Annotated in this window: 18 protein-coding genes; 6 read left to right on the top strand and 12 right to left on the bottom strand. The window is 69.3% G+C overall.

The genetic code is table 11. The annotated features are described in order from the left end of the window. Nucleotides 1-146: 146 nt before the first annotated feature. On the top strand, nucleotides 147-728 hold the full coding sequence (locus ACZY1G_RS07995) for a TetR/AcrR family transcriptional regulator (RefSeq protein ID WP_463815138.1): 582 nt from the start codon (nucleotides 147-149) through the stop codon (nucleotides 726-728). A 2-nt stretch (nucleotides 729-730) separates the two neighbouring features. Here ACZY1G_RS07995 and ACZY1G_RS08000 read toward each other — a convergent pair whose 3' ends face one another. Then, on the bottom strand, nucleotides 731-1,573 hold the full coding sequence (locus ACZY1G_RS08000; protein ID WP_463822070.1) for an extracellular catalytic domain type 1 short-chain-length polyhydroxyalkanoate depolymerase: 843 nt from the start codon (nucleotides 1,571-1,573) through the stop codon (nucleotides 731-733). A 94-nt stretch (nucleotides 1,574-1,667) separates the two neighbouring features. Here ACZY1G_RS08000 and ACZY1G_RS08005 point away from each other — a divergent pair, with 94 nt between their 5' ends. Then, entirely contained in the window at nucleotides 1,668-2,315 is a 648-nt protein-coding gene (locus ACZY1G_RS08005; RefSeq protein WP_463822231.1) for an NAD(P)H-binding protein, read from the top strand. Between the two features lie 74 nt (nucleotides 2,316-2,389). Here the strand turns inward: ACZY1G_RS08005 and ACZY1G_RS08010 are convergent, their stop codons facing one another. The 6 genes from ACZY1G_RS08010 to ACZY1G_RS08035 are packed head-to-tail and all read right to left on the bottom strand — an operon-like array spanning nucleotide 2,390 to nucleotide 8,979. Next, nucleotides 2,390-2,845 (bottom strand): type II toxin-antitoxin system Rv0910 family toxin, encoded by a 456-nt coding sequence (locus ACZY1G_RS08010; protein ID WP_463815136.1) that lies wholly within the window; start codon nucleotides 2,843-2,845, stop codon nucleotides 2,390-2,392. A gap of 7 nt (nucleotides 2,846-2,852) precedes the next feature. Continuing rightward, a complete protein-coding gene (locus ACZY1G_RS08015; RefSeq protein WP_463822071.1) occupies nucleotides 2,853-3,134 on the bottom strand; it encodes an antitoxin in 282 nt (93 codons plus the stop codon). A gap of 10 nt (nucleotides 3,135-3,144) precedes the next feature. Further along, on the bottom strand, nucleotides 3,145-5,523 hold the full coding sequence (locus tag ACZY1G_RS08020; protein WP_463822072.1) for a cation-translocating P-type ATPase: 2,379 nt from the start codon (nucleotides 5,521-5,523) through the stop codon (nucleotides 3,145-3,147). Continuing rightward, nucleotides 5,520-7,109, bottom strand: a complete 1,590-nt coding sequence (locus tag ACZY1G_RS08025; RefSeq protein WP_463822073.1) for a serine hydrolase — start codon at nucleotides 7,107-7,109, stop codon at nucleotides 5,520-5,522. The genes ACZY1G_RS08020 and ACZY1G_RS08025 overlap by 4 nt, the downstream gene beginning before the upstream one ends. A 29-nt stretch (nucleotides 7,110-7,138) precedes the next feature. After that, nucleotides 7,139-8,245, bottom strand: a complete 1,107-nt coding sequence (locus ACZY1G_RS08030) for an MBL fold metallo-hydrolase (RefSeq protein WP_463822074.1) — start codon at nucleotides 8,243-8,245, stop codon at nucleotides 7,139-7,141. After that, nucleotides 8,245-8,979, bottom strand: coding sequence for an enoyl-CoA hydratase (locus tag ACZY1G_RS08035; protein WP_463822075.1), 735 nt, complete (start codon nucleotides 8,977-8,979; stop codon nucleotides 8,245-8,247). Before ACZY1G_RS08035 ends, ACZY1G_RS08030 begins: the two co-directional genes overlap by 1 nt. Nucleotides 8,980-9,004: 25 nt before the next feature. Between ACZY1G_RS08035 and ACZY1G_RS08040 the strand changes: the two genes are divergently transcribed. Then, nucleotides 9,005-10,474 (top strand): carboxyl transferase domain-containing protein, encoded by a 1,470-nt coding sequence (locus ACZY1G_RS08040; protein ID WP_463822076.1) that lies wholly within the window; start codon nucleotides 9,005-9,007, stop codon nucleotides 10,472-10,474. A gap of 3 nt (nucleotides 10,475-10,477) precedes the next feature. Here ACZY1G_RS08040 and ACZY1G_RS08045 read toward each other — a convergent pair whose 3' ends face one another. Genes ACZY1G_RS08045 through ACZY1G_RS08055 form a run of 3 tightly spaced genes read right to left on the bottom strand, consistent with a single transcriptional unit; the run spans nucleotide 10,478 to nucleotide 13,483 of the window. Continuing rightward, complete coding sequence (locus ACZY1G_RS08045; RefSeq protein WP_463822077.1) at nucleotides 10,478-10,738, bottom strand: hypothetical protein; 261 nt, start codon at nucleotides 10,736-10,738, stop codon at nucleotides 10,478-10,480. Nucleotide 10,739: 1 nt separating this feature from the next. Continuing rightward, nucleotides 10,740-12,746, bottom strand: a complete 2,007-nt coding sequence (locus tag ACZY1G_RS08050; RefSeq protein ID WP_463822078.1) for a YhgE/Pip family protein — start codon at nucleotides 12,744-12,746, stop codon at nucleotides 10,740-10,742. Between the two features lie 2 nt (nucleotides 12,747-12,748). Beyond that, nucleotides 12,749-13,483 (bottom strand): hypothetical protein, encoded by a 735-nt coding sequence (locus ACZY1G_RS08055; protein ID WP_463822232.1) that lies wholly within the window; start codon nucleotides 13,481-13,483, stop codon nucleotides 12,749-12,751. Between the two features lie 40 nt (nucleotides 13,484-13,523). Between ACZY1G_RS08055 and ACZY1G_RS08060 the strand changes: the two genes are divergently transcribed. Together ACZY1G_RS08060 and ACZY1G_RS08065 are read left to right on the top strand one after the other, a co-directional pair. Then, complete coding sequence (locus ACZY1G_RS08060; RefSeq protein ID WP_463815126.1) at nucleotides 13,524-14,216, top strand: hypothetical protein; 693 nt, start codon at nucleotides 13,524-13,526, stop codon at nucleotides 14,214-14,216. A gap of 34 nt (nucleotides 14,217-14,250) precedes the next feature. Further along, the gene (locus ACZY1G_RS08065; RefSeq protein ID WP_463815125.1) at nucleotides 14,251-15,126 is read left to right on the top strand and encodes a crotonase/enoyl-CoA hydratase family protein; all 876 of its coding nucleotides are present in this window, start codon (nucleotides 14,251-14,253) and stop codon (nucleotides 15,124-15,126) included. Between the two features lie 3 nt (nucleotides 15,127-15,129). Here ACZY1G_RS08065 and ACZY1G_RS08070 read toward each other — a convergent pair whose 3' ends face one another. Beyond that, entirely contained in the window at nucleotides 15,130-15,576 is a 447-nt protein-coding gene (locus tag ACZY1G_RS08070) for a hypothetical protein (RefSeq protein WP_463822079.1), read from the bottom strand. Nucleotides 15,577-15,608: 32 nt separating this feature from the next. Here ACZY1G_RS08070 and ACZY1G_RS08075 point away from each other — a divergent pair, with 32 nt between their 5' ends. Continuing rightward, entirely contained in the window at nucleotides 15,609-16,712 is a 1,104-nt protein-coding gene (locus tag ACZY1G_RS08075; RefSeq protein WP_463822080.1) for an epoxide hydrolase family protein, read from the top strand. Here the strand turns inward: ACZY1G_RS08075 and ACZY1G_RS08080 are convergent. After that, entirely contained in the window at nucleotides 16,709-18,322 is a 1,614-nt protein-coding gene (locus tag ACZY1G_RS08080) for an AMP-binding protein (RefSeq protein WP_463822233.1), read from the bottom strand. The genes ACZY1G_RS08075 and ACZY1G_RS08080 overlap by 4 nt on opposite strands. Nucleotides 18,323-18,331: the final 9 nt, after the last annotated feature.

The following is an 18,331-nucleotide window of genomic DNA, read 5'->3' on the forward strand; positions in this document are numbered from 1 at the left end:
CCCCGATCGACGAGTGGCCGGTTGACCCACCGGCGCCGGTCGAAACGGTACGGTACGGTACTGGCCACTGCAAGCGCTGAACCGTGTCGCAGCAGCCGACAATCGACAAGGGGGCGGGGCACATCAGAAGGAATAAGGTGGGCCCCGTGGTACCCGAGTCGGAGTGCGGCTGGACGGAGCGCGAAGCCGAGCTGCTCCAGGTGACTCTCCGTCTTCTCCAGACCCACGGTTACGACCGGCTGACGGTCGACGCGGTGGCCAACGAGGCCAAGGCGAGCAAGGCCACCATGTACCGCAGGTGGCCCTCGAAGGCCGACCTCGTGCTCGCCGCATTCATCGAGGGCACCCGCGCATCGGCCAAGGCGCCGAACACCGGCAGCCTGCGCGACGATCTCATCGCGATCGGCATGTCGGTGGCCGCGCAGGCCCGCGAGCACACGTCCACGATGCGGGCGGTGCTCAACGAGATGTCACACAGCCCCCAGCTGCAAGCGGCCATGCAGGACAAGTTCGTCCGACACCGGCACACGCTGATCGAGGAGGTGCTGGCGGCCGCCGTCGACCGCGGGGAGATCGAACAGGCCGCGATCAACCCCGAGATCTGGGACGTCCTGCCGGGTTATCTGGTGTTCCGGTGCCTGATATCGGAGCGGCCGCCGACCGATGCGACCGTACGGATGCTCGTCGACGAGGTGCTGCTGCCCAGCTTGCGGCGCATCAGCACCTGAGCTCAGCGCCCGTGGGCGGCGAAGAAGTCGGCGCCGGCCTGGCTCGCGTCGAAGCCGAATCCGGTCGGCCAGACGTGGCCGCCACCGCCGACGATCACGAACTCGACCGCGGTTCCGTCGGCGCAGCCGGTCGCTGACGAGCGGCCCGGCGTGTCGACGGGCGGCGGGCATCCATCGATGGCGCGCCAGCGGTTGACCAGTTCGGATGCCGAGACGACCACGCTCGGCCCGCCGCGGCCGACCATCGGGCCCCCGCCGAACGGGACCACCGGGTCGGCGTCGCCGTGTACAGCGAGCACGGACACCGGCCGCGACGGCGCGCACGGAACCGTCGCGCCGAGCGTCCCGGCGACCGACACCACGGCGGCGACCAGGTCGGCGCGGTCGCAGGCCAGGCGCTGGGCCATGAAGCCGCCGGCCGACATGCCGGTGACGAACACCCGGCCCGGGTTGACCCCGTACTCGCTGGTTAGCTGGGTGATCAGCGCGGACAGGAAACCCACGTCGTCGACACCCTGTCGCTCGGGGACCGAGCCACCGCGACCGTCGGCCCAGCTCATGTCGACCCCGTCGGGGTAGGCGACGACGAACCCGTAGCGGTCTGCGACGGCGTCGTAGTTGGTGCCCACCTCCTGGTCACGGCCGGTCTGCCCCGCGCCGTGCAGGTTGATGACCAGGCCGGTGACGGCGCCGGGCGGTACGTGTACCGAGTAGGTGCGCTGTAGTCCGCCGACCTGGAGCAACCCCGTGGCCGGCCCTGGTGCGGCAGCGGCAGGGATGGCGGAACCCACGATGACCAGCCCGGTGGCCAGTGCGGTCAGGACTCGGGCGGCGCTGCGGTGCACGGGCGCCAGTATTGACCGAACGGTTTCGGCCGAAACCGACCGGGGCACGGTGGTAGACACGGCACCAGTGTCCCCGACCGAGGAGGAATCGACGATGCAGGTCGTCATCGCAGGCGGTCACGGCAAGATCGCGCTGATCACGGAGCGGTTGCTCGCCGCGCGCGGGGACATGCCCGTCGGGCTGATCCGCAACCCCGACCACGCCGCCGATGTGGAGGCTGCCGGTGCGCGAGCTGTCGTGATCGACCTCGAGAGCGCCTCCGCCGACGACGTGGCCGGCCATCTGGCCGGAGCGGACGCCGTGGTGTTCGCCGCCGGCGCGGGTCCGGGAAGCGGCGCGGCCCGTAAGCAGACCGTCGACCGGGATGCCGCGATTCTGTTGGCCGACGCGGCCGAAGCGGCCGGCGTGCAGCGCTACGTGATGATCTCGTCGATGGGCGCCGACGTGAACACTCCCGATGACGCCGCCGACGAGGTCTTCGTCGCCTACCTGCGCGCCAAGGGCGCCGCCGACGACGAAATACTTTCTCGGCCAGCGCTTTCCGCCACCATCGTGCGACCCGGTCAGCTCACCGACGACGAGCCCACCGGCCGGGTGACCGTCGCCGAGAAGACAGGCCGCGGGAAGATCTCCCGGGCCGACGTCGCGGCGGTCATCGTCGCGGTCCTCGACGACTCGCAGACCGCGGGCCGCACGTTCGAGGTGATCGCCGGCGACACCCCGATCCCCGCCGCGCTCTAGTTTCTTTCCGCGAACAGACGCGAACTCCTGCTTTTGGGGCTGTTTCTGCGCGAGTTCGCGTCTGCTCGCCGGACTCAGGACGGGGCGAAGACGGCCTTGAAGCGGTTCAGCGACTCCTGGATGTCGCCCTGCAGGGCGCTCGCCACGACCATGCCGATGGGACCGAACAGCGCAGGCCCGCCCAGGTGCACGTCGAACTGCACGTTCGACCCGTCGGCGGTGCCCGAGGTGTTCGTGGCCGGTTTGATCTTGCCGATCAGCTTCACCTTGACGCCACCGCGCCCGACGCCGTTGAGCGTCATCGCCTCCGGCGGCTTGAAGTGCACGACAGTCCAGCTGATGCGGGTGAGCATGCCCTTGACCTCGACGATGGAATCGAGCGTGGTGCCCTTGTCGATGGTGTCGGGCAGCGGGGAGCGCCACACCTTGTGAATGGACAACCAGTCCTTGTAGCGGGACAGATCCGACGCGCTCTCCCACGCCTTTTCGGGCGGCAGCGGCACGTCGACGGAAACCGAGAGCTTGGCCATCGGCGCGCTACGACATCGGCGGCGCCGTCGGCGGTTCCTGCTGCGGCGGAACCGGCGGCTGGGCGGGTGTGCCGGGTGTGCCGGGTGTGCCGGGCTGACCGGGTGTGCCGGGCTGGCCCGGCTGCTGCTCGTTGAGGGCCTTCTTGGCGGCTTCCTGCACCTTGTCGACCGTCGACGTGTACTTGCCCTGCGTCTTCTTGTCGACGAGGTCACCGGCCTTGTCGATCACGGTGTCCACTTTGTCGGCGTTCTTGGAGAGAAGATCTTTCGCCTTGTCCAGAAATCCCATGCGACCGACTTTACCGTTCTGGCGAACGCCACAGCCTGCGGGTTTCACCCAGGACCCTGCCCTGAACCCACCAGATCACCTCGACCGCGCCCGCCCCGACCAGCCCGATCAGCAGCGCCGTCGACGTGGTCGTCAGGTTCGTCGGATCGAGCAGGAACAGCTTCCAGGCCGCCGGAAGACTGAAGATCAGCACGTAGGCCAGCGCGGACACGGCGACCAGCGCCACCCGCCACCATTCGTAGGGCCGGGCGATCACGGCCAGCACCCACAGCGCCGACACCAGCAGGGTGATCAGCGCCGCGGTCGAGGCCTGCGTCTGCTCGACCGCACTTGCGGCCCTGCCCTGGTAGGCCAGCAGGTAGGACACGAACGTCGCGACCCCGACCGCCAGTCCCGACGGCAGCGCCGCGGTCATCACGCGACGCACGAAGCCCGGGTGCGCGCGTTCGGCATTGGGCGCCAACGACAATATGAACGCCGGCACCCCGATCGTGAACCAGGCGGCGATGGTGACGTGAATGGGCTGGAACGGGAACAGCAGAGGATCGGTGCCGAAGATCTTGGCCGACAGACCTGCGAGCCCGACGAGCACCGCGAGCAACACCGAATAGACGGTCTTGGTCAGGAACAGGTTGGAGACGCGCTCGATGTTGCCGATCACCCGCCTGCCCTCCCCCACCACGAAAGGCAGGGTGGCGAACTTGTTGTCCAGCAACACGATCTGGGCCACCGCACGCGATGCCGAACTGCCCGAGCCCATCGCGACGCCGATGTCGGCGTCCTTGAGCGCCAGTACGTCGTTGACACCGTCGCCCGTCATCGCGACGTTGTGCCCGCGTGATTGCAGTGCGTGCACCATCGCGCGCTTCTGGTCGGGACGCACCCGGCCGAACGTCGTGCACTCCTCCAGCGTGTCGGCCAGCCGGTCGGGTTCGGCGGGCAACCGGCGGGCATCCATCGTCTCGCCTGCGAGACCGAGCGACGCCGCCACCGCACCCACCGAGACCGCGTTGTCTCCGGAGATCACCTTGACCGAGACCCGTTGGGAGGCAAAGTATTCGAGGGTGTCGCGCGCATCGGGTCGCACCCGCTGCTCCAGCACGACCAGCGCAGCCGGGGTCACCGTGCCCGGCGCCTGCGGATCGTCGACCGGCAGGTCACTGGACCCCAGCAGCAGCACCCGCAGGCCCTGCGCACCGATCTGTTCGGCCCGCGTAGCCGCCGACGACGACGGGTCGAGCAGCACATCCGGCGCACCGATCACCCAGTTGCCGTGCTCGCCGTACGAGGCGCCGCTCCACTTCGTGGTCGACTTGAACGGCGCGGTGGCGGTGGCCGTCCAGCCCGGCGGCATCCGGTACGCCTCGGCGATCGCCGCCATGCTGGCGTTGGGCCTGTCGTCGTCGGCGGCGAGCTGGGCCAGCACCTCGGTGACCGCGCTGCCGTCCAGTGGCTCGACCTCGCTGACCCGCATCCCGTTCTCGGTGAGCGTGCCGGTCTTGTCCGCGCACACCACGTCCACTCGAGCCAGGCCTTCGATGGCGGGCAACTCGTTGACCAGACACTGCCGTCGGCCCAATCGGACGACACCGACGGCGAACGCGATCGAGGTCATCAGCACCAGACCTTCGGGCACCATCGGCACGAGCGCGCCGACCATCCGCAGCACGGATTCCCGCCAGCCCGCATCGGTGGTGAACAGCTGGGTGTAGATGATCAGCGCCCCGGCCGGCACCAGCAGGTAGGTGATGAACTGCAGAATCCTGTTGATGCCGCTGCGCAGTTCGGACTTCACCAGCGTGAACTTGCTGGCCTCCTCGGCGAGCTTGGCAGCGTACGCCTCGCGCCCCACCTTGGTGGCGCGGTAGACACCGCTGCCGGCCACCACGAAACTGCCCGACATCACGTGATCACCCGGGTGTTTGGCGATCGCATCGGCTTCGCCGGTCAGCAGCGACTCGTCGACTTCGAGGTTCGCCGCCTCGACCACGTCGCCGTCGACGATGATCTGGTCACCGGGTCCGAGCTCTATCAGGTCGTCCAGCACCACCTCACTGGGCTGACGCGCCGCAGTCCCGGACAGCCTGCGCACCGTGGGTTTCGCCTGGCCGACGATCGCGAGCTTGTCCAGGGTGCGCTTGGCGCGCAATTCCTGGATGATGCCGATCCCGCTGTTGGCGATGATCAGCAGACCGAAGGCGCCGTTGATCACCGACCCCGTGGTCAGCACGATGATCAGCAGCACCCCGAGAATGGCGTTGATCCGGGTGAACACGTTGCCGCGCACGATCTCCGAGACGCTGCGCGCGGCGCGGGTCGGGACGTCGTTGGTCTTGCCCTCGGCGACGCGCTGGGCGACCTCCGCGTCGGACAGGCCCGCAGCGGTCACCGGGTGAACACTCCCTTGCCCTCGGCGTTGTAGTAGTCGAGCGTCAAGCGCGGGCCGTCGAACGTCGCCGAGGCCACCGTGCCCGGCGGCGCGTTCTCGGTGATGAAATCGTAGGCGAACGTGTTTCCGTCCCAATGTCGCAGCGGCACATCCAGTGTCGTGCCGATCCGCAGTCGCAGCGTGCCGTCGACCTCGGTCACGGTGGCCGGGCCCCAGAAGTCGTTTCGGTAGGTGCCGAGGTAGTCGGCCAGCGGCGCCGGAGGCGCGGGGGCGGCGGGCGGCTGCTTCCCGCTCAGAGATCCGGTCGGCGCGTCGATGTGCTCGAATGCCTTCGCGTACAGGCTGCGCCAGTCCTGCCGGATCTCGCCGAACTGGACCAGATCGGCGAACTCCGCGGTCAGCGTCTCGGGCACCCCGGTCGGGGTGGCGTTGGTGAGCGCGACGATCGCCACGTCGGCCGACGGCAGGATCAGGATGTTCGTGCCGGCGCCCAACTCGAAGGCGCCGGAGTGGCTGAGTTCGGTGCGTGCCGCCGACGTCGTGCCGACGTTGAACCCGAACCCGTAGAACCCGGTACGCATCGCCGCCTCCGAGGCCGGGCTCGACACCGACTGGGGGGTCAGCGCGGGGAGCAGCGCTGCCGGGTCGATCACCTGCCGACCCTGATAGGTCCCGTTGCCCAGCACCATCGCCAGCCAGTGCGACATGTCCGTCACCGAAGCGCTGGCCCCGCCGGCGGGCGCCTGCGCGTCGGCGTCGCGGACGAACTGCGGCCGGTAGGTGTTGTCGATGCGGATGTGGCCGACGGCGCGGTCGGGGCGGCGGGCGTAGTCGGCGAAGCGAAAACTCGCTGTCGTCATGCCGAGCGGCCGGAACAGCACGTCGGAGGCGAGGTCCTCCCACGGTTTGGTCGCCGCGGCTGCCGTTGCCTCGGCGCCGGTGGTGAACCCGAAGTTGGTGTAGGCGTAGGAGATCCGGAACGGATCGAGCGGATAGTCCCGCAGCTTCTCCAGCACCTGCCTGCGGTCGTAACCCAGATCCTCGAGCAAGTCACCGGCATGGTCGGGCAGCCCGGAGCGGTGCGACATCATGTCCCCGATCGAGACCATCGGCGTGACAGCCGGATCGGCGAGCGCGAACCACGGCAGCTTCGACACGATCGGGGTGTTCCAGTCGACGGTCTTCGCACCCACCTCGTGGGCCACCACCGTGGCCGACAACGATTTCGACACCGAGGCGAGCTGGAACACGGTGTCGGGGCCGACGGCGTTGTCGGAGCCGTCGGGTCTGGTCAGATCCTTTTTGCCGAACCCCTTGGCGTACAAGGTCTTTCCTGCGTGCACCACGGCCACGGCCATCCCCGGGATACCCGACGACGTCATCAGCTCCTCGGCGAGACCGTCGAGCTTCGCCACGGCCTTGTCCACCGCGCCCTCGGGCAGCGGCATCGCCGGCACCAGCGGCGTTGGCGTGTCGGCGTTCTGGCTCGGTGGCGCCGCCGTCGTCGTCGGATTCGGGGAAGGTCCGGCGCCGCAGCCGGCCGCCAGCACGGACAACACGGCGAGCACGGCCACCCGAGGTTTCATGCCCGAAACGGTAACCCGCGAACGCGTCGTTACAGCCGCCACCACGGGTCGAACGTCGAATCGCCGTCCACCCGGCCACCGGGGATGGGAACCGCGATCCGGACGCCTTCAGCGTCGGCAGCCACCACGAGACGTTCGGCCGGCTCGGCCCATGGGTGCGGCGCGAGGCGGAACGTCGCCCAGTGAATAGGCATCATCAGCCCACCCTCGGTCATGTCCAGGTGGGCGCGCACCGCATCCTCGGGGTTCATGTGGATGTCGGAGAACGCCGGGTGGTAGGCGCCGATCGGCAGCAGCGTCAGGTCGAACGGCCCGAACTCGGCGCCGATCTCGGCGAAACTCTTCGTGTAACCGGTGTCGCCGCCGAAGAACGCCCGGTGTCGCGGCCCCATCACCACCCACGACGCCCACAGTGTGGTGTCCCGGGTGAAGAGCCGGCCGGAGAAATGCCGCGCCGGCGTGCAGACCAGCGTCAGGTCCCCGATGCGGTGCGATTCGTGCCAGTCGAGCTCGACGATGCGGCTCTCCGGGATGCCCCACTTACGCAGGTGCGCACCGATACCCAGCGGGACCAGGAACGGGGCTCGCTGGCTGTGGGTGAGGGCGATGACGGTGTCGATGTCGAGATGGTCGTAGTGATCGTGGCTGATGATGATCGCGTCGACCGCGGGCAGCGCCTCGATCAGCAGCGGGATCTCGTGCATACGCTCCGGCCCGACGGCACGTGAGGGCGAGCATCGTCGGCTCCAGACCGGGTCGGCGAGCACGCGGTAGCCGTCGATCTCGATCAGCGAGCTGGAGTGGCCGTACCAACTCGCCGCGGCGGTCTCCGCATCCGGATGCACCTTCGGCGGATCGGCGATGGGGATGGGACCCGGCGGCTTGCCCGAGGAGCCGGAGTTGGCCAGATCGCGCAGCAGGGTGCGCCGCGCTTCCCGGTCCACCGCCATGCCCGACGGCGGCTCCAGGTTGACGAACTTGCCGTCGCGGTACTGCGGCGAGCGCCGCGCGACCGGGGCGATCTCGGCGGGGGTGGCGCCCAGCGATGCCGAGGTGCCCTGCAGCGCCCGCAGCACCCAGCCGGCTCCCAGGAGGGAGGCCGTCCCGAACCCGTACCGCAGCGCCGTCGAGAACATCAGGCGCCCGTGAAGTTCGGCGCGCGCTTCTCGATGCGAGCCACCTGCGCCTCGATGATGTCGTGGCTCTTCCACGCCCGGTCGAACAGTTCCTGGTGCGCGGGCCAGGGATCCTCGTAGGCGCCGTCGTCGTTGAGCACCCGCTTGGCGTGCTGCAGAGCCAAGGGGGCGTACCCGGCGATCTCCTGGGCCCAGGCCTGGGCGTCGGGCAGCGTGCCGATCCGGTTGGCCATCCCGGTCTGCAGCGCCGCCTCCGACGTGAGCCGCTCGGCGGCCAGCAGCATGCCGCGCGCGCGGCCGGCGCCCACGAGCGAGGTCAGCCGGCGGATGCTCCAGTTGTCCAGCGCGATGCCGTACTTGGCGACCGGGAACTGGAAGTAGGCCTCGGGCGCCACCACGCGCAGGTCGCAGATCATCGACAGGATGACCCCGGCCCCGATCGCCGGGCCGTTGACCGCGCCGATCACGGGCACCGGCGCCCTGTCGATCGCGAGGTTGAGTGCCCTGGCCTTGTCGGGCAGCTCGTCGGCCACGCCCTGGCCGCCGGACAGATCGGCACCGGAGCTGAACACATGCCCGGCGCCGGTGAGCACGATCGCGCGCACGTCCTCGGTGCCGGCTTTCTCGATCGCCTCGCGCAGACCGTCGACGAGTTGGGAGCTCAGGGCGTTGCGCCGCTCCGGACGCTGCATCTCGAGAGTCAGCACGTGGCCGTCACGGGTGGCTTCAATCATGGGCCCAGCCTATTAGCCTCGAGCTGTGAGCCGGATCCGCGCCCTCGAACTGCGCGACGCCGTCCTGGACGAGGAATCGTTCGTGAGCTGGGACTCCGCACCGCTTCAGGTACCGATGTCGGATTCCTACCGCCGCGACATGGCCGCTGCCAGCGCTGCGAGCGGCCTCGATGAGTCGGTGCTCACCGGCGAGGGTCGGGTGTTCGGCCGCCGGGTCGCGCTGGTCGTGTGCGAGTTCGACTTCCTCGCCGGATCCATCGGGGTGGCCGCCGCGGAACGCATCGTCGCGGCGGTGCACCGCGCCACCGCCGAGCGGCTGCCCCTGCTGGCCTCGCCCAGTTCGGGGGGCACCCGCATGCAGGAGGGCACCGTGGCCTTCCTGCAGATGGTGAAGATCACCGCGGCCGTGCAGCAGCACAAGCAGGCGCACCTGCCGTATCTGGTGTACCTGCGGCATCCCACGACGGGCGGGGTGTTCGCGTCGTGGGGCTCGCTGGGGCATGTCACCGCCGCCGAACCGAGCGCCCTGATCGGATTCCTCGGCCCGCGCGTCTACGAGCATCTGTACGGCGAACCCTTCCCGGCCGGAGTGCAGACCGCCGAGAACCTCCAGCGTCACGGCGTCGTCGACGCCGTCGTGCCCCTCGACGTCCTGCGCGCGACCATCGACCGCACGCTGACCGTGGTGTCCGATCCGCCCGGCGCCGCACCGCCCGCCCCTGCCGTCGAGCCGCTGCCCGACGTGCCCGCCTGGGAGTCGGTGGAGATCTCCCGGCGGCCGGAGCGGCCCGGGGTGGGTGCGCTGCTGCGCCACGGCTCCACCCAGCGGGTCCTGCTGTCCGGCACAGGACAGGGCGAGGCCGCGACGACCGTGCTGGCACTCGCGCGCTTCGGCGGGCAGCCCGCCGTCGTGCTCGGCCAGGAACATGTCAGGGGTGTGGTGGGACCCGCCGCGCTCCGCGAAGCCCGCCGCGGCATGGCTCTGGCGGCTGGTCTTCAGCTGCCCCTCGTCCTGGTGATCGACACGGCGGGCCCGGCCCTGTCGGTCGAGGCCGAGGAGGACGGCCTCGCCGGGGAGATCGCGCGCTGCCTGGCCGATCTCGTCATGCTCGACACCCCGACGGTGTCGGTCCTGTTGGGACAGGGCAGCGGCGGCCCCGCCCTGGCGATGGTGCCGGCCGACCGGGTGATCGCCGCGCTGCACGGCTGGCTCGCGCCGCTGCCGCCCGAGGGCGCCAGCGCGATCGTCTACCGCGACGTCGACCACGCCCCCGAACTGGCTGCAGCCCAAGGCATCCGATCCGCCGACCTGCTGCGCAGCGGTATCGTCGACGCGGTCGTGCCCGAGCATCCCGACGCCGCCGACGAGCCCCGCGCGTTCATCGGCCGACTGTCGGACACCATCGCCGCGGAGCTGCACACCCTGGGGCAGGGACCGGCCGAGCAGAGGCTGGCCACCCGCATCGAGCGGTATCGCCGCATCGGCCTGCCCTGAGCCTCAGATGAGGAGGGCGAGCGCACCGATCGCAACCTGGACCGCCAGCCCACCCAGCGCGATCCATGCCGCCTGCCGTTGCGCGACCACCCGCCAGATCACCGCGGCCAGGGTCAGCATCAGCACCGCGAATCCGCCGTAGCGCAGTACCAGGCCATCCCCGTGGGAGAGGAAAAGCACTGCACGCCAACAGAATCCCTGCAGGAGCAGCAGCACCACGGCACCGGCGAAATCCTTGAGCCGTCGATCGTCCTCGGAGCTCACGTCAGACCTCGATCGGCGGATGCAGCCGCTCGAGCGTGTATTGCCGGTTGCGTCGCGCCGCCCAGGAGCTGGCGGCCAGCGAGGCCAGCAGCACTGCCGAGAGGACCGCGATCGCCGTCCACAGCCGGGCATCCACCCCGCCGACGATCAACTGACGTAACCCGTTGACCGCGTACGTCATCGGATCGAAGGGGTGCAGGATCTGGAAGGGCTTCGCGGTGGTCTCGACCGGATAGATGCCGCCTGCGGAGACCAGCTGCAGCATCAGGAACGCCAGCGTCGCGACACGTCCGACGGCGACCCCGAGCACCGCGTTGAACGCCTGGATCAGCGCCAGGAAGGCGCCGGCGACCAGGGCCAGGAACGCGACCGTGGCCAGCGCGTAGGTGGCGTGCAGACCGACGCCGACATGGACGACGACATACATCACCACCACCTGGCAGACCACGATCAGCAGCCCCGGCCAATAGGACGCCAGCACCACACGCAGGGCGCCCAGTCCGTTCACGATGGGCCGAGACTGCAACGGCGTCAGCAACATCCACACGATCATCGCGCCGATGAACAGGGCCAACGGCAGGAAGAACGGCGCAAAGCCGGTCCCGAACGTCGCCGCCGGGTGGGTGTTGCGCAGATCGAGCTCCGTCGGCGCTGCCAGAGTGCGCGCGACCTCAGTGCGCTGCTGCGGGTTCCACGAAGGGATTTGCTCCGCACCCTGACGCAGGCGGGTGGCCAGCTCCTGCCCGCCGGTGCGCAACTGCGCGGTCCCGTCGGCCAGTTGGTGTGCCCCTGCGGACAGTTGGTTCCCGCCGGCGGCCAACTGACCGAGGCCGGCATTGAGACGCTGCGCTCCGGAATCGAGTTGGTGGACCCCGTCGCGCAGCTGTGCGACGTCGGAGCGCAGGCCGCCGTTCAGTGCGCGGGTCAGGAATGTCCGCAACCGGCTGCTGGGGTCGCCCAGTTCTCCCTCCAGCGTGGTAGCGCTGTCGCGCAGCCGGACCAGCCCGTCGTCGGTGGTGGGATCAATGCCCTGGGCGCGCAGCAGGCGCTGCGCGCCGGCGAGCGCCTGCCCGGCGTCACGAACCGCGGGATCGGGATTGTTCTGCAGGAATCCGACGGTCTGGTCGACGATCGCGGCCGCCTGAGAACTGCTGATGTTGAGCGCGGCGATCCGGTCGGTCGTCGATCGGACCGCACCCGAGAGATGCTGCGCAGCGCGGGCGACCTCGTCGGGATTCAGGTCAAGCCCGCCCACCCGGTCGAGCACGTCGAGCAGCGGCGTGGTCGCCGTGTCGACGGCCCCGCTCAGTCGGCGGGTGCCCGCGGCCAGCTGCGCCGATCCCGCCTGGGCGGTGCGCAGACCCGAGGTCAACGTGTCCGCACCGCCGGCGAGCCGGTGGGCGCCGTCGTCGGCGGCGACCAGACCCCCGGCGAGTTGCTCGGCGCCGCCGGCGGCCTGATCCAGGCCCGTGCCGGCCTGGGCCAATCCGTTGACGACGGTGCCGATGCCGCGTTCTCCGATCTTGGCGTTGACCTGGTTGAGGATCTCCCTCGAGGCGTTCTGCCCGATGACCGTGCCGAGGTAGTTGTTGGCGTCGTTGAACGTGAACTGCAGCGGGGCCTGCGCCGGACGAGGCCCGGAGGGGGAAGCCACCAGCTCGGAGAAGTTGTCGGGCAACGTGATCGAGAAGTAGAAGCGGCCGTCGGCCACGCCGTCGGCGGCCTCCTGCGCGGAGACCTCGGTCAGATCCAGCTGGCCCGAATCGAGCAGGGCCCGGGCGACCTCGTCGCCCGCGTGCACCTGCGTGCCCTGCACCTGGGCGCCGCGGTCGGCGTTGACCAGCGCGACGGGCACCTTGCCGACCTCGGCGAACGGATTCCAGAACGCCCACAGGTACATCGCGCCGTAGAGCAGCGGCAGCAGGATGATCGTGACGAGTGCGATCCGTGGCATCAGCCCGTGCGAGTACCGCTTGAGGTCTGTGCCCAGTGACATCCCGGCCAGCATGACTACGCCTCACCTCTCTGAAGTCCCGCGAGTTCGGCGCGCGAGACGCCTGCGACCGGGATCTCTCGCAGCCCGGGGCGGGCGGCGACACCGTTGACACTCGCGGTCAGCACCGTCTGCTCGCGGCCCAGATCGACCAGCCGGTCGACCAGCAGGTCCCGGCTCTGATCGCTGGTGACCTGCTCGAGGTTGCCCACCACGAGCAGCCGCGGGCGGCGAGTGTTGGCCAGCGCGATGCGCAGCAGCAGGCCGTCGAGTTCGGTGAGCTCCTCGACGAACTCCGAGCGCGGTGGCAGCGGCAACTCGCCGAAGACGGGCCCGCACACGCGTCTCACGTCGTCGTCGTCGGCACGGCGAATCAGCCTGTACCACGGTGCATCCCAGCGCATCTGCTCGGTGACGAGATCCCCCACCGTGACCGACTCGGCCACGGTGTCGAGTTCGTCGATGCCGGCCAGGGCCGCGACGGCGAAGATGTCGCGGGCGCGGGATCGTCCGAACACCGTCAGCGCCCCCGACGTCGGACGCATCCGTCCGGCCAGCGTCATCGACAACGCCGTGCGCCCCGACCCCGCGGGACAGACCATGACCGTCACCCCTGCCGCGGGGACCTCGAGGTCCACGGGTCCGTACACCGGCCCCCATGGTCCTCGCAGCGTCAGCCCACGTGCGACGATCGCGGGCTCGAGCGCTGGGTCTGGATCTTCGAGGACTGGATCTGACGGCACGTCCGGCACCAGCCAATCCCACCACATCGACCGGTGGCATTCTGGGCGTGTGGAGGCGCTGTTGCAGTTCGCCGGAAACTACTGGTGGCTGGTCTTTCCGCTCGGCGGGGTGATCGGCGGCGCCGCGCGCGGCATATCGGCCGCCAACGAACGCCGCGCCCAGCGCCGGCTCGAGCGCTACCGCATCAAGCAGGAGACCAAAGTCGCGCTCGCCCGGGAGAAGGCCTCGGGTGCATCCAGCGTGGAGAACCGGCGCCGCGAGCTGACCAAGCTGCTCGCGCGCCACGACGCCACCGACGCGCGATGGCTTTCCTACGAACTGGACGTCGCGAAGCTGCTGGACTTCCCGGTCATGACGGACATGCGAGAACCTCTGACCCTGGCCTTCCACAAAGCCAAGAGCCGGGCGGATCTGCTGCGGCCCGCGCAGCCCGACGACATCGTCGACGATCGCGATGCCGCCGCGGGATATCGCGACGCGGTGACCGACTACGTCGCCGCGTTCGATGCCGCCGAGGCCGAGGCGACCCGCCGCCGTCGCAGCGACTTCTCCGCCGACGACCAGGACCGGCTGGCCCGCGCCCAGCACCTGCTGCGCCTGGCGGGCGACGACGCCGCCACCCCGCAGGAACGCCAGAACGCCTACGGCCGTGCGCAGAAAGAACTCGCCGGCCTCGTGGTGCTGCCGGTCGCCACCCGCGCGGCGATCGAACGCAAGGTGCTCGGCGAACTCGAAGCCTGAAACCCGCGCCCGGGCGGTCGGTAGCCTCACCGACGTGGATTACGAAACCCTGCAGTGCACCGTCGACGCCGACGGGGTGGCGCTGCTGACGCTGTCGCGTCCCGAGCAGCTCAACGCCTTCACGGTGACGATGGCGCGGGAACTGGAGCAGTTCTTCACCGTCGACGCCTACGCCGACGCGATCCGCGCCATCGTCGTCACCGGCGCCGGCCGCGCGTTCTGCGCGGGGATGGACCTCTCGGCCGACGGCAACGTGTTCGGTCTCGACGAGACCCTGGCGCCGACACCCGAACAGATGCAGGCGGATTATGCGAGCGAGCCGCTGCACAGCGGCATCCGCGACACCGGCGGCCGGGTCACCCTGGCGATCCACGCGCTGCCCAAGCCCGTCATCGCGGCGATCAACGGCGCCGCGGTCGGCATCGGCGCAACCATGACACTGGCCATGGACATCCGGGTGGCATCCGAGAACGCCCGGATCGGTTTCGTGTTCGGCCGACTCGGCATCGTGCCCGAGGCCTGCTCCTCGTGGTTCCTGCCCCGGCTGGTCGGCATCCAGCAGGCCCTGGACTGGGTCTACTCGGCCGACATCATCACCGCCGAGGACGCACTGCGCGGCCGGCTGCTGCGGTCGGTGCATCCGGCCGACTCGCTGGTGTCCGACGCGATCGCACTGGCCCGCAGCTACGTCTCCGGGCGTTCGCCGGTGGCGTTGGCGCTGGCCAAGCAGCTGATCTACCGCAACGGCGCCGCCGAATCACCGCTGCAGGCGCACCTGAGCGACTCGCTGGCGATGTTCTACACCTCGATCGGCGACGGCAAGGAAGGCGTTGCAGCGTTCCGGGAGAAGCGGCCGCCGAACTTCACCGGCAGCGCCACCGCGTTGCCGCGGATCTTCCCCGATCACTGACCCTCAGGCCAGCGCCAGCGCGGTCAGCATCGCGCCGGAGGTGACGAGCAGCAGCGGCACCCGCAGCAGGTTGCGTCGCGTCCACCGCACCGCCGCTGCCTCGTCGACGTCGGCGGGATCGGTGCGTTCGAACTCCGCGGCGCGCGGGACCAGATCGAACAGCGCCCACAGCCGCATCGTCGCGTGGCTGACCAGCGCCACCAGCAGAGCCGTCCCGATCGCGGAGTCACCCCACGTCACGATCAGCGTGACGATCAGCAGCACCTCGAACACGACGGGGGCGGGCAGCCAGAACCTGACCCGGGCGATGCCTCCGTTGCGCGACTGGATCAGCCCGGGGCGGCGCGGCCAGTACGGATCGACGACCAGCGACTCGTAGAGCGCGGCGCCCAGGCAGATGCAGGCGGCCAGCGTGGTGGCGGCGAGCAGGACGAGCGTCGGGGTGGACACAAGCTCCGATTATCCCGGTGCCAGGATGAATCATGCCTGCCGTCACGCCGTTCCGCATCGCCGTCCCCGACGCCGACCTCGCCGACCTGAGGGAGCGGCTGGCGCGCACCCGGTGGCCCGAACGCGAATGCGTGGGCGATTGGAGCCAGGGCCTGCCGCTGTCCTACGCCCGCGAGCTCGCCGACTACTGGCGCGACGTTTACGATTGGCGGTCAAGGGAAGCCGCACTGAATCGATTCGACCAGTTCACCACCGAGATCGACGGACTCTCCATCCATTTCGTTCATCAGCGCTGCGGCCGCTCCGACGCGTTCCCGCTGCTGATCACCCACGGCTGGCCGGGTTCGATCGTCGAATTCACGAAGGTGATCGAGCCGCTGACCGCCGCGGGCTTCGACGTGGTGTGCCCGTCACTGCCCGGGTACGGCTTCTCGGGTAAGCCGGCCGCGACCGGCTGGGGCATCGAACGCATCGCGACGGCGTGGGACGAGCTGATGGTCCGACTCGGCTATGAGCGGTACGGCGCCCAGGGCGGCGACTGGGGATCGGCGGTGACCACGCAGATCGGCCGCAACGAGGGCCACTGCGTGGCGATCCACACCAACATGCCGATCGGCAGGCCGCCGAAAGACCTGAGCGACCTGACGCCGCACGAACGCGAGGTGCTCGACACCTACTCCGAGCATCAGCAGTGGGGCACCGGCTACTCCAAGCAGCAGTCGACGCGGCCGCAGACGCTGGGCTACGGGCTCACCGACTCCCCCGTTGGGCAGATGGCATGGATCGTCGAGAAGTTCTGGGCCTGGACCGATTCCGACGGACATCCGGAGAACGTGCTGACCAAGGACGAGATGCTCGACAACGTGATGCTCTACTGGCTGACGGCGAGCGCGACGTCGTCGGCGCGGCTCTACTGGGAGAGCTTCGCCAGGTTCGGTAGTCCCGGCCGGGTCGAATTGCCCACGGGCGTCGCGTCATTCCCCAAGGAGATCCTGCGCTCCTCGCGCCGCTGGTGCGAGGCCACCTACAACATCACCCGATGGACCGACATGCCCCGCGGTGGTCATTTCGCGGCATTCGAGCAGCCCGAGCTGTTCATCGACGAGGTCGTCGCGTTCTTCTCCGAGTTCCGCTAGAGGCCGAGCAGCGCGATGCTGTCGCGGCGCATGTCGACCTTGCGCACCTTGCCCGTGACCGTCATCGGGAACTCGTCGACGATGTGCACGTAGCGGGGAATCTTGTAGTGCGCCAACCTCTCTGATGCGAACTCGCGCACCGAGGCCGCATCCAGCGCGGGTCGGCCGGGGCGCATCCGGATCCAGGCGCAGATCTCCTCGCCGTAGACGGCATCAGGAACCCCGATCACCTGGGCGTCCGCGATGTCGGGGTGGGTGAGCAGGAAGTCCTCGACTTCGCGTGGGTAGACGTTCTCCCCGCCCCGGATCACCATGTCTTTGATCCGCCCGACGACGTTGCAGTACCCATCGGCCCGCATCACCGCGAGATCACCGGTGTGCATCCAACCGTCGGAATCGATGGCCTCCGCGGTCTTCTCGTCGTCGCGCCAGTAGCCGAGCATCACCGAGTAACCGCGCGTGCAGAATTCGCCGGGCTCACCACGGGGCAGCGTCTCGCCGGTATCAGGGTCGACGATCTTGATCTCCACGTGCGGGTGCGCGCGCCCGATCGAGGAGGTGCGTCGGTCGAGGTCGTCGTCGACGAGTGTCTGGCACGACACCGGCGAGGTCTCGGTCATCCCGTAGGCGATGGCCACCTCCGTCATCGACATGTCCTCCACGCAGCGCTTCATCACCTCCACCGGACACACCGAACCGGCCATGATTCCGGTGCGCAGCGACGAGAGATCGGTCGCGGCGAAGTCGGGATGGTTCTGCATCGCGATGAACATCGTGGGCACCCCGTAAACCCCGACGCACCGCTCGGAAGCGATCGCGCGCAACGTGTCCGCCGGGCCGAAAGCGGCAGCGGGGATGACGAGCGTCGCACCGTGGGTCGTGCAGCCGAGTGTGCCCATCACCATGCCGAAGCAGTGGTAGAACGGCACCGGAACGCAGAGCCGATCGCCCGGCTGCAGACGGATCAGCTCGGTGACGAAGTGGCCGTTGTTCAGGATGTTGCGGTGCGACAGCGTGGCGCCCTTCGGGGAACCCGTTGTGCCCGAGGTGTATTGGATGTTGATCGGATCATCGGTGTTCAGTTCGGCTGATCTGCTGACCAATTCGGCGGTGTCCACCGCCTGCACATCGCCCAGGAGACCCGCCCAGTCGTCGGTGCCGAGGAAGATCACGTCCTCGAGGGTGGGTATGCGCGGACGCACGTCGGCGACCATCGCGACGTAGTCCGACGACTTGAACGCGGTGGCGGCGAACAACGTGCGCGTGCCCGACTGCTCGAGCACATAGGCCAGCTCGTGGGTCCGGTAGGCGGGGTTGATGTTGACCAGGATGGCGCCGATCTTCGCCGTCGCGAACTGCACGATCACCCACTGCGCGCTGTTGGGCGCCCAGATGCCGACCCGGTCGCCCGGCCTGATCCCACGGGCCATCAACGCCCGTGCCACCGTGGAGATCTCGGCGTCGAGCTCGGCGTAGGTCCAGCGCCGCCCGGCCGCCACATCGATGACGGCATCGGTGTCGCCGAAGGCGGCGACAGTACGGTCGAAGTTGACGCCGATGGTCTCCTCGAGGAGCGGCGTATCGGTGGGTCCGGCGTCATACGACAGCATCTCGCTACC

It is taken from the genome of Mycobacterium sp. IDUB_5, assembly GCF_055419565.1.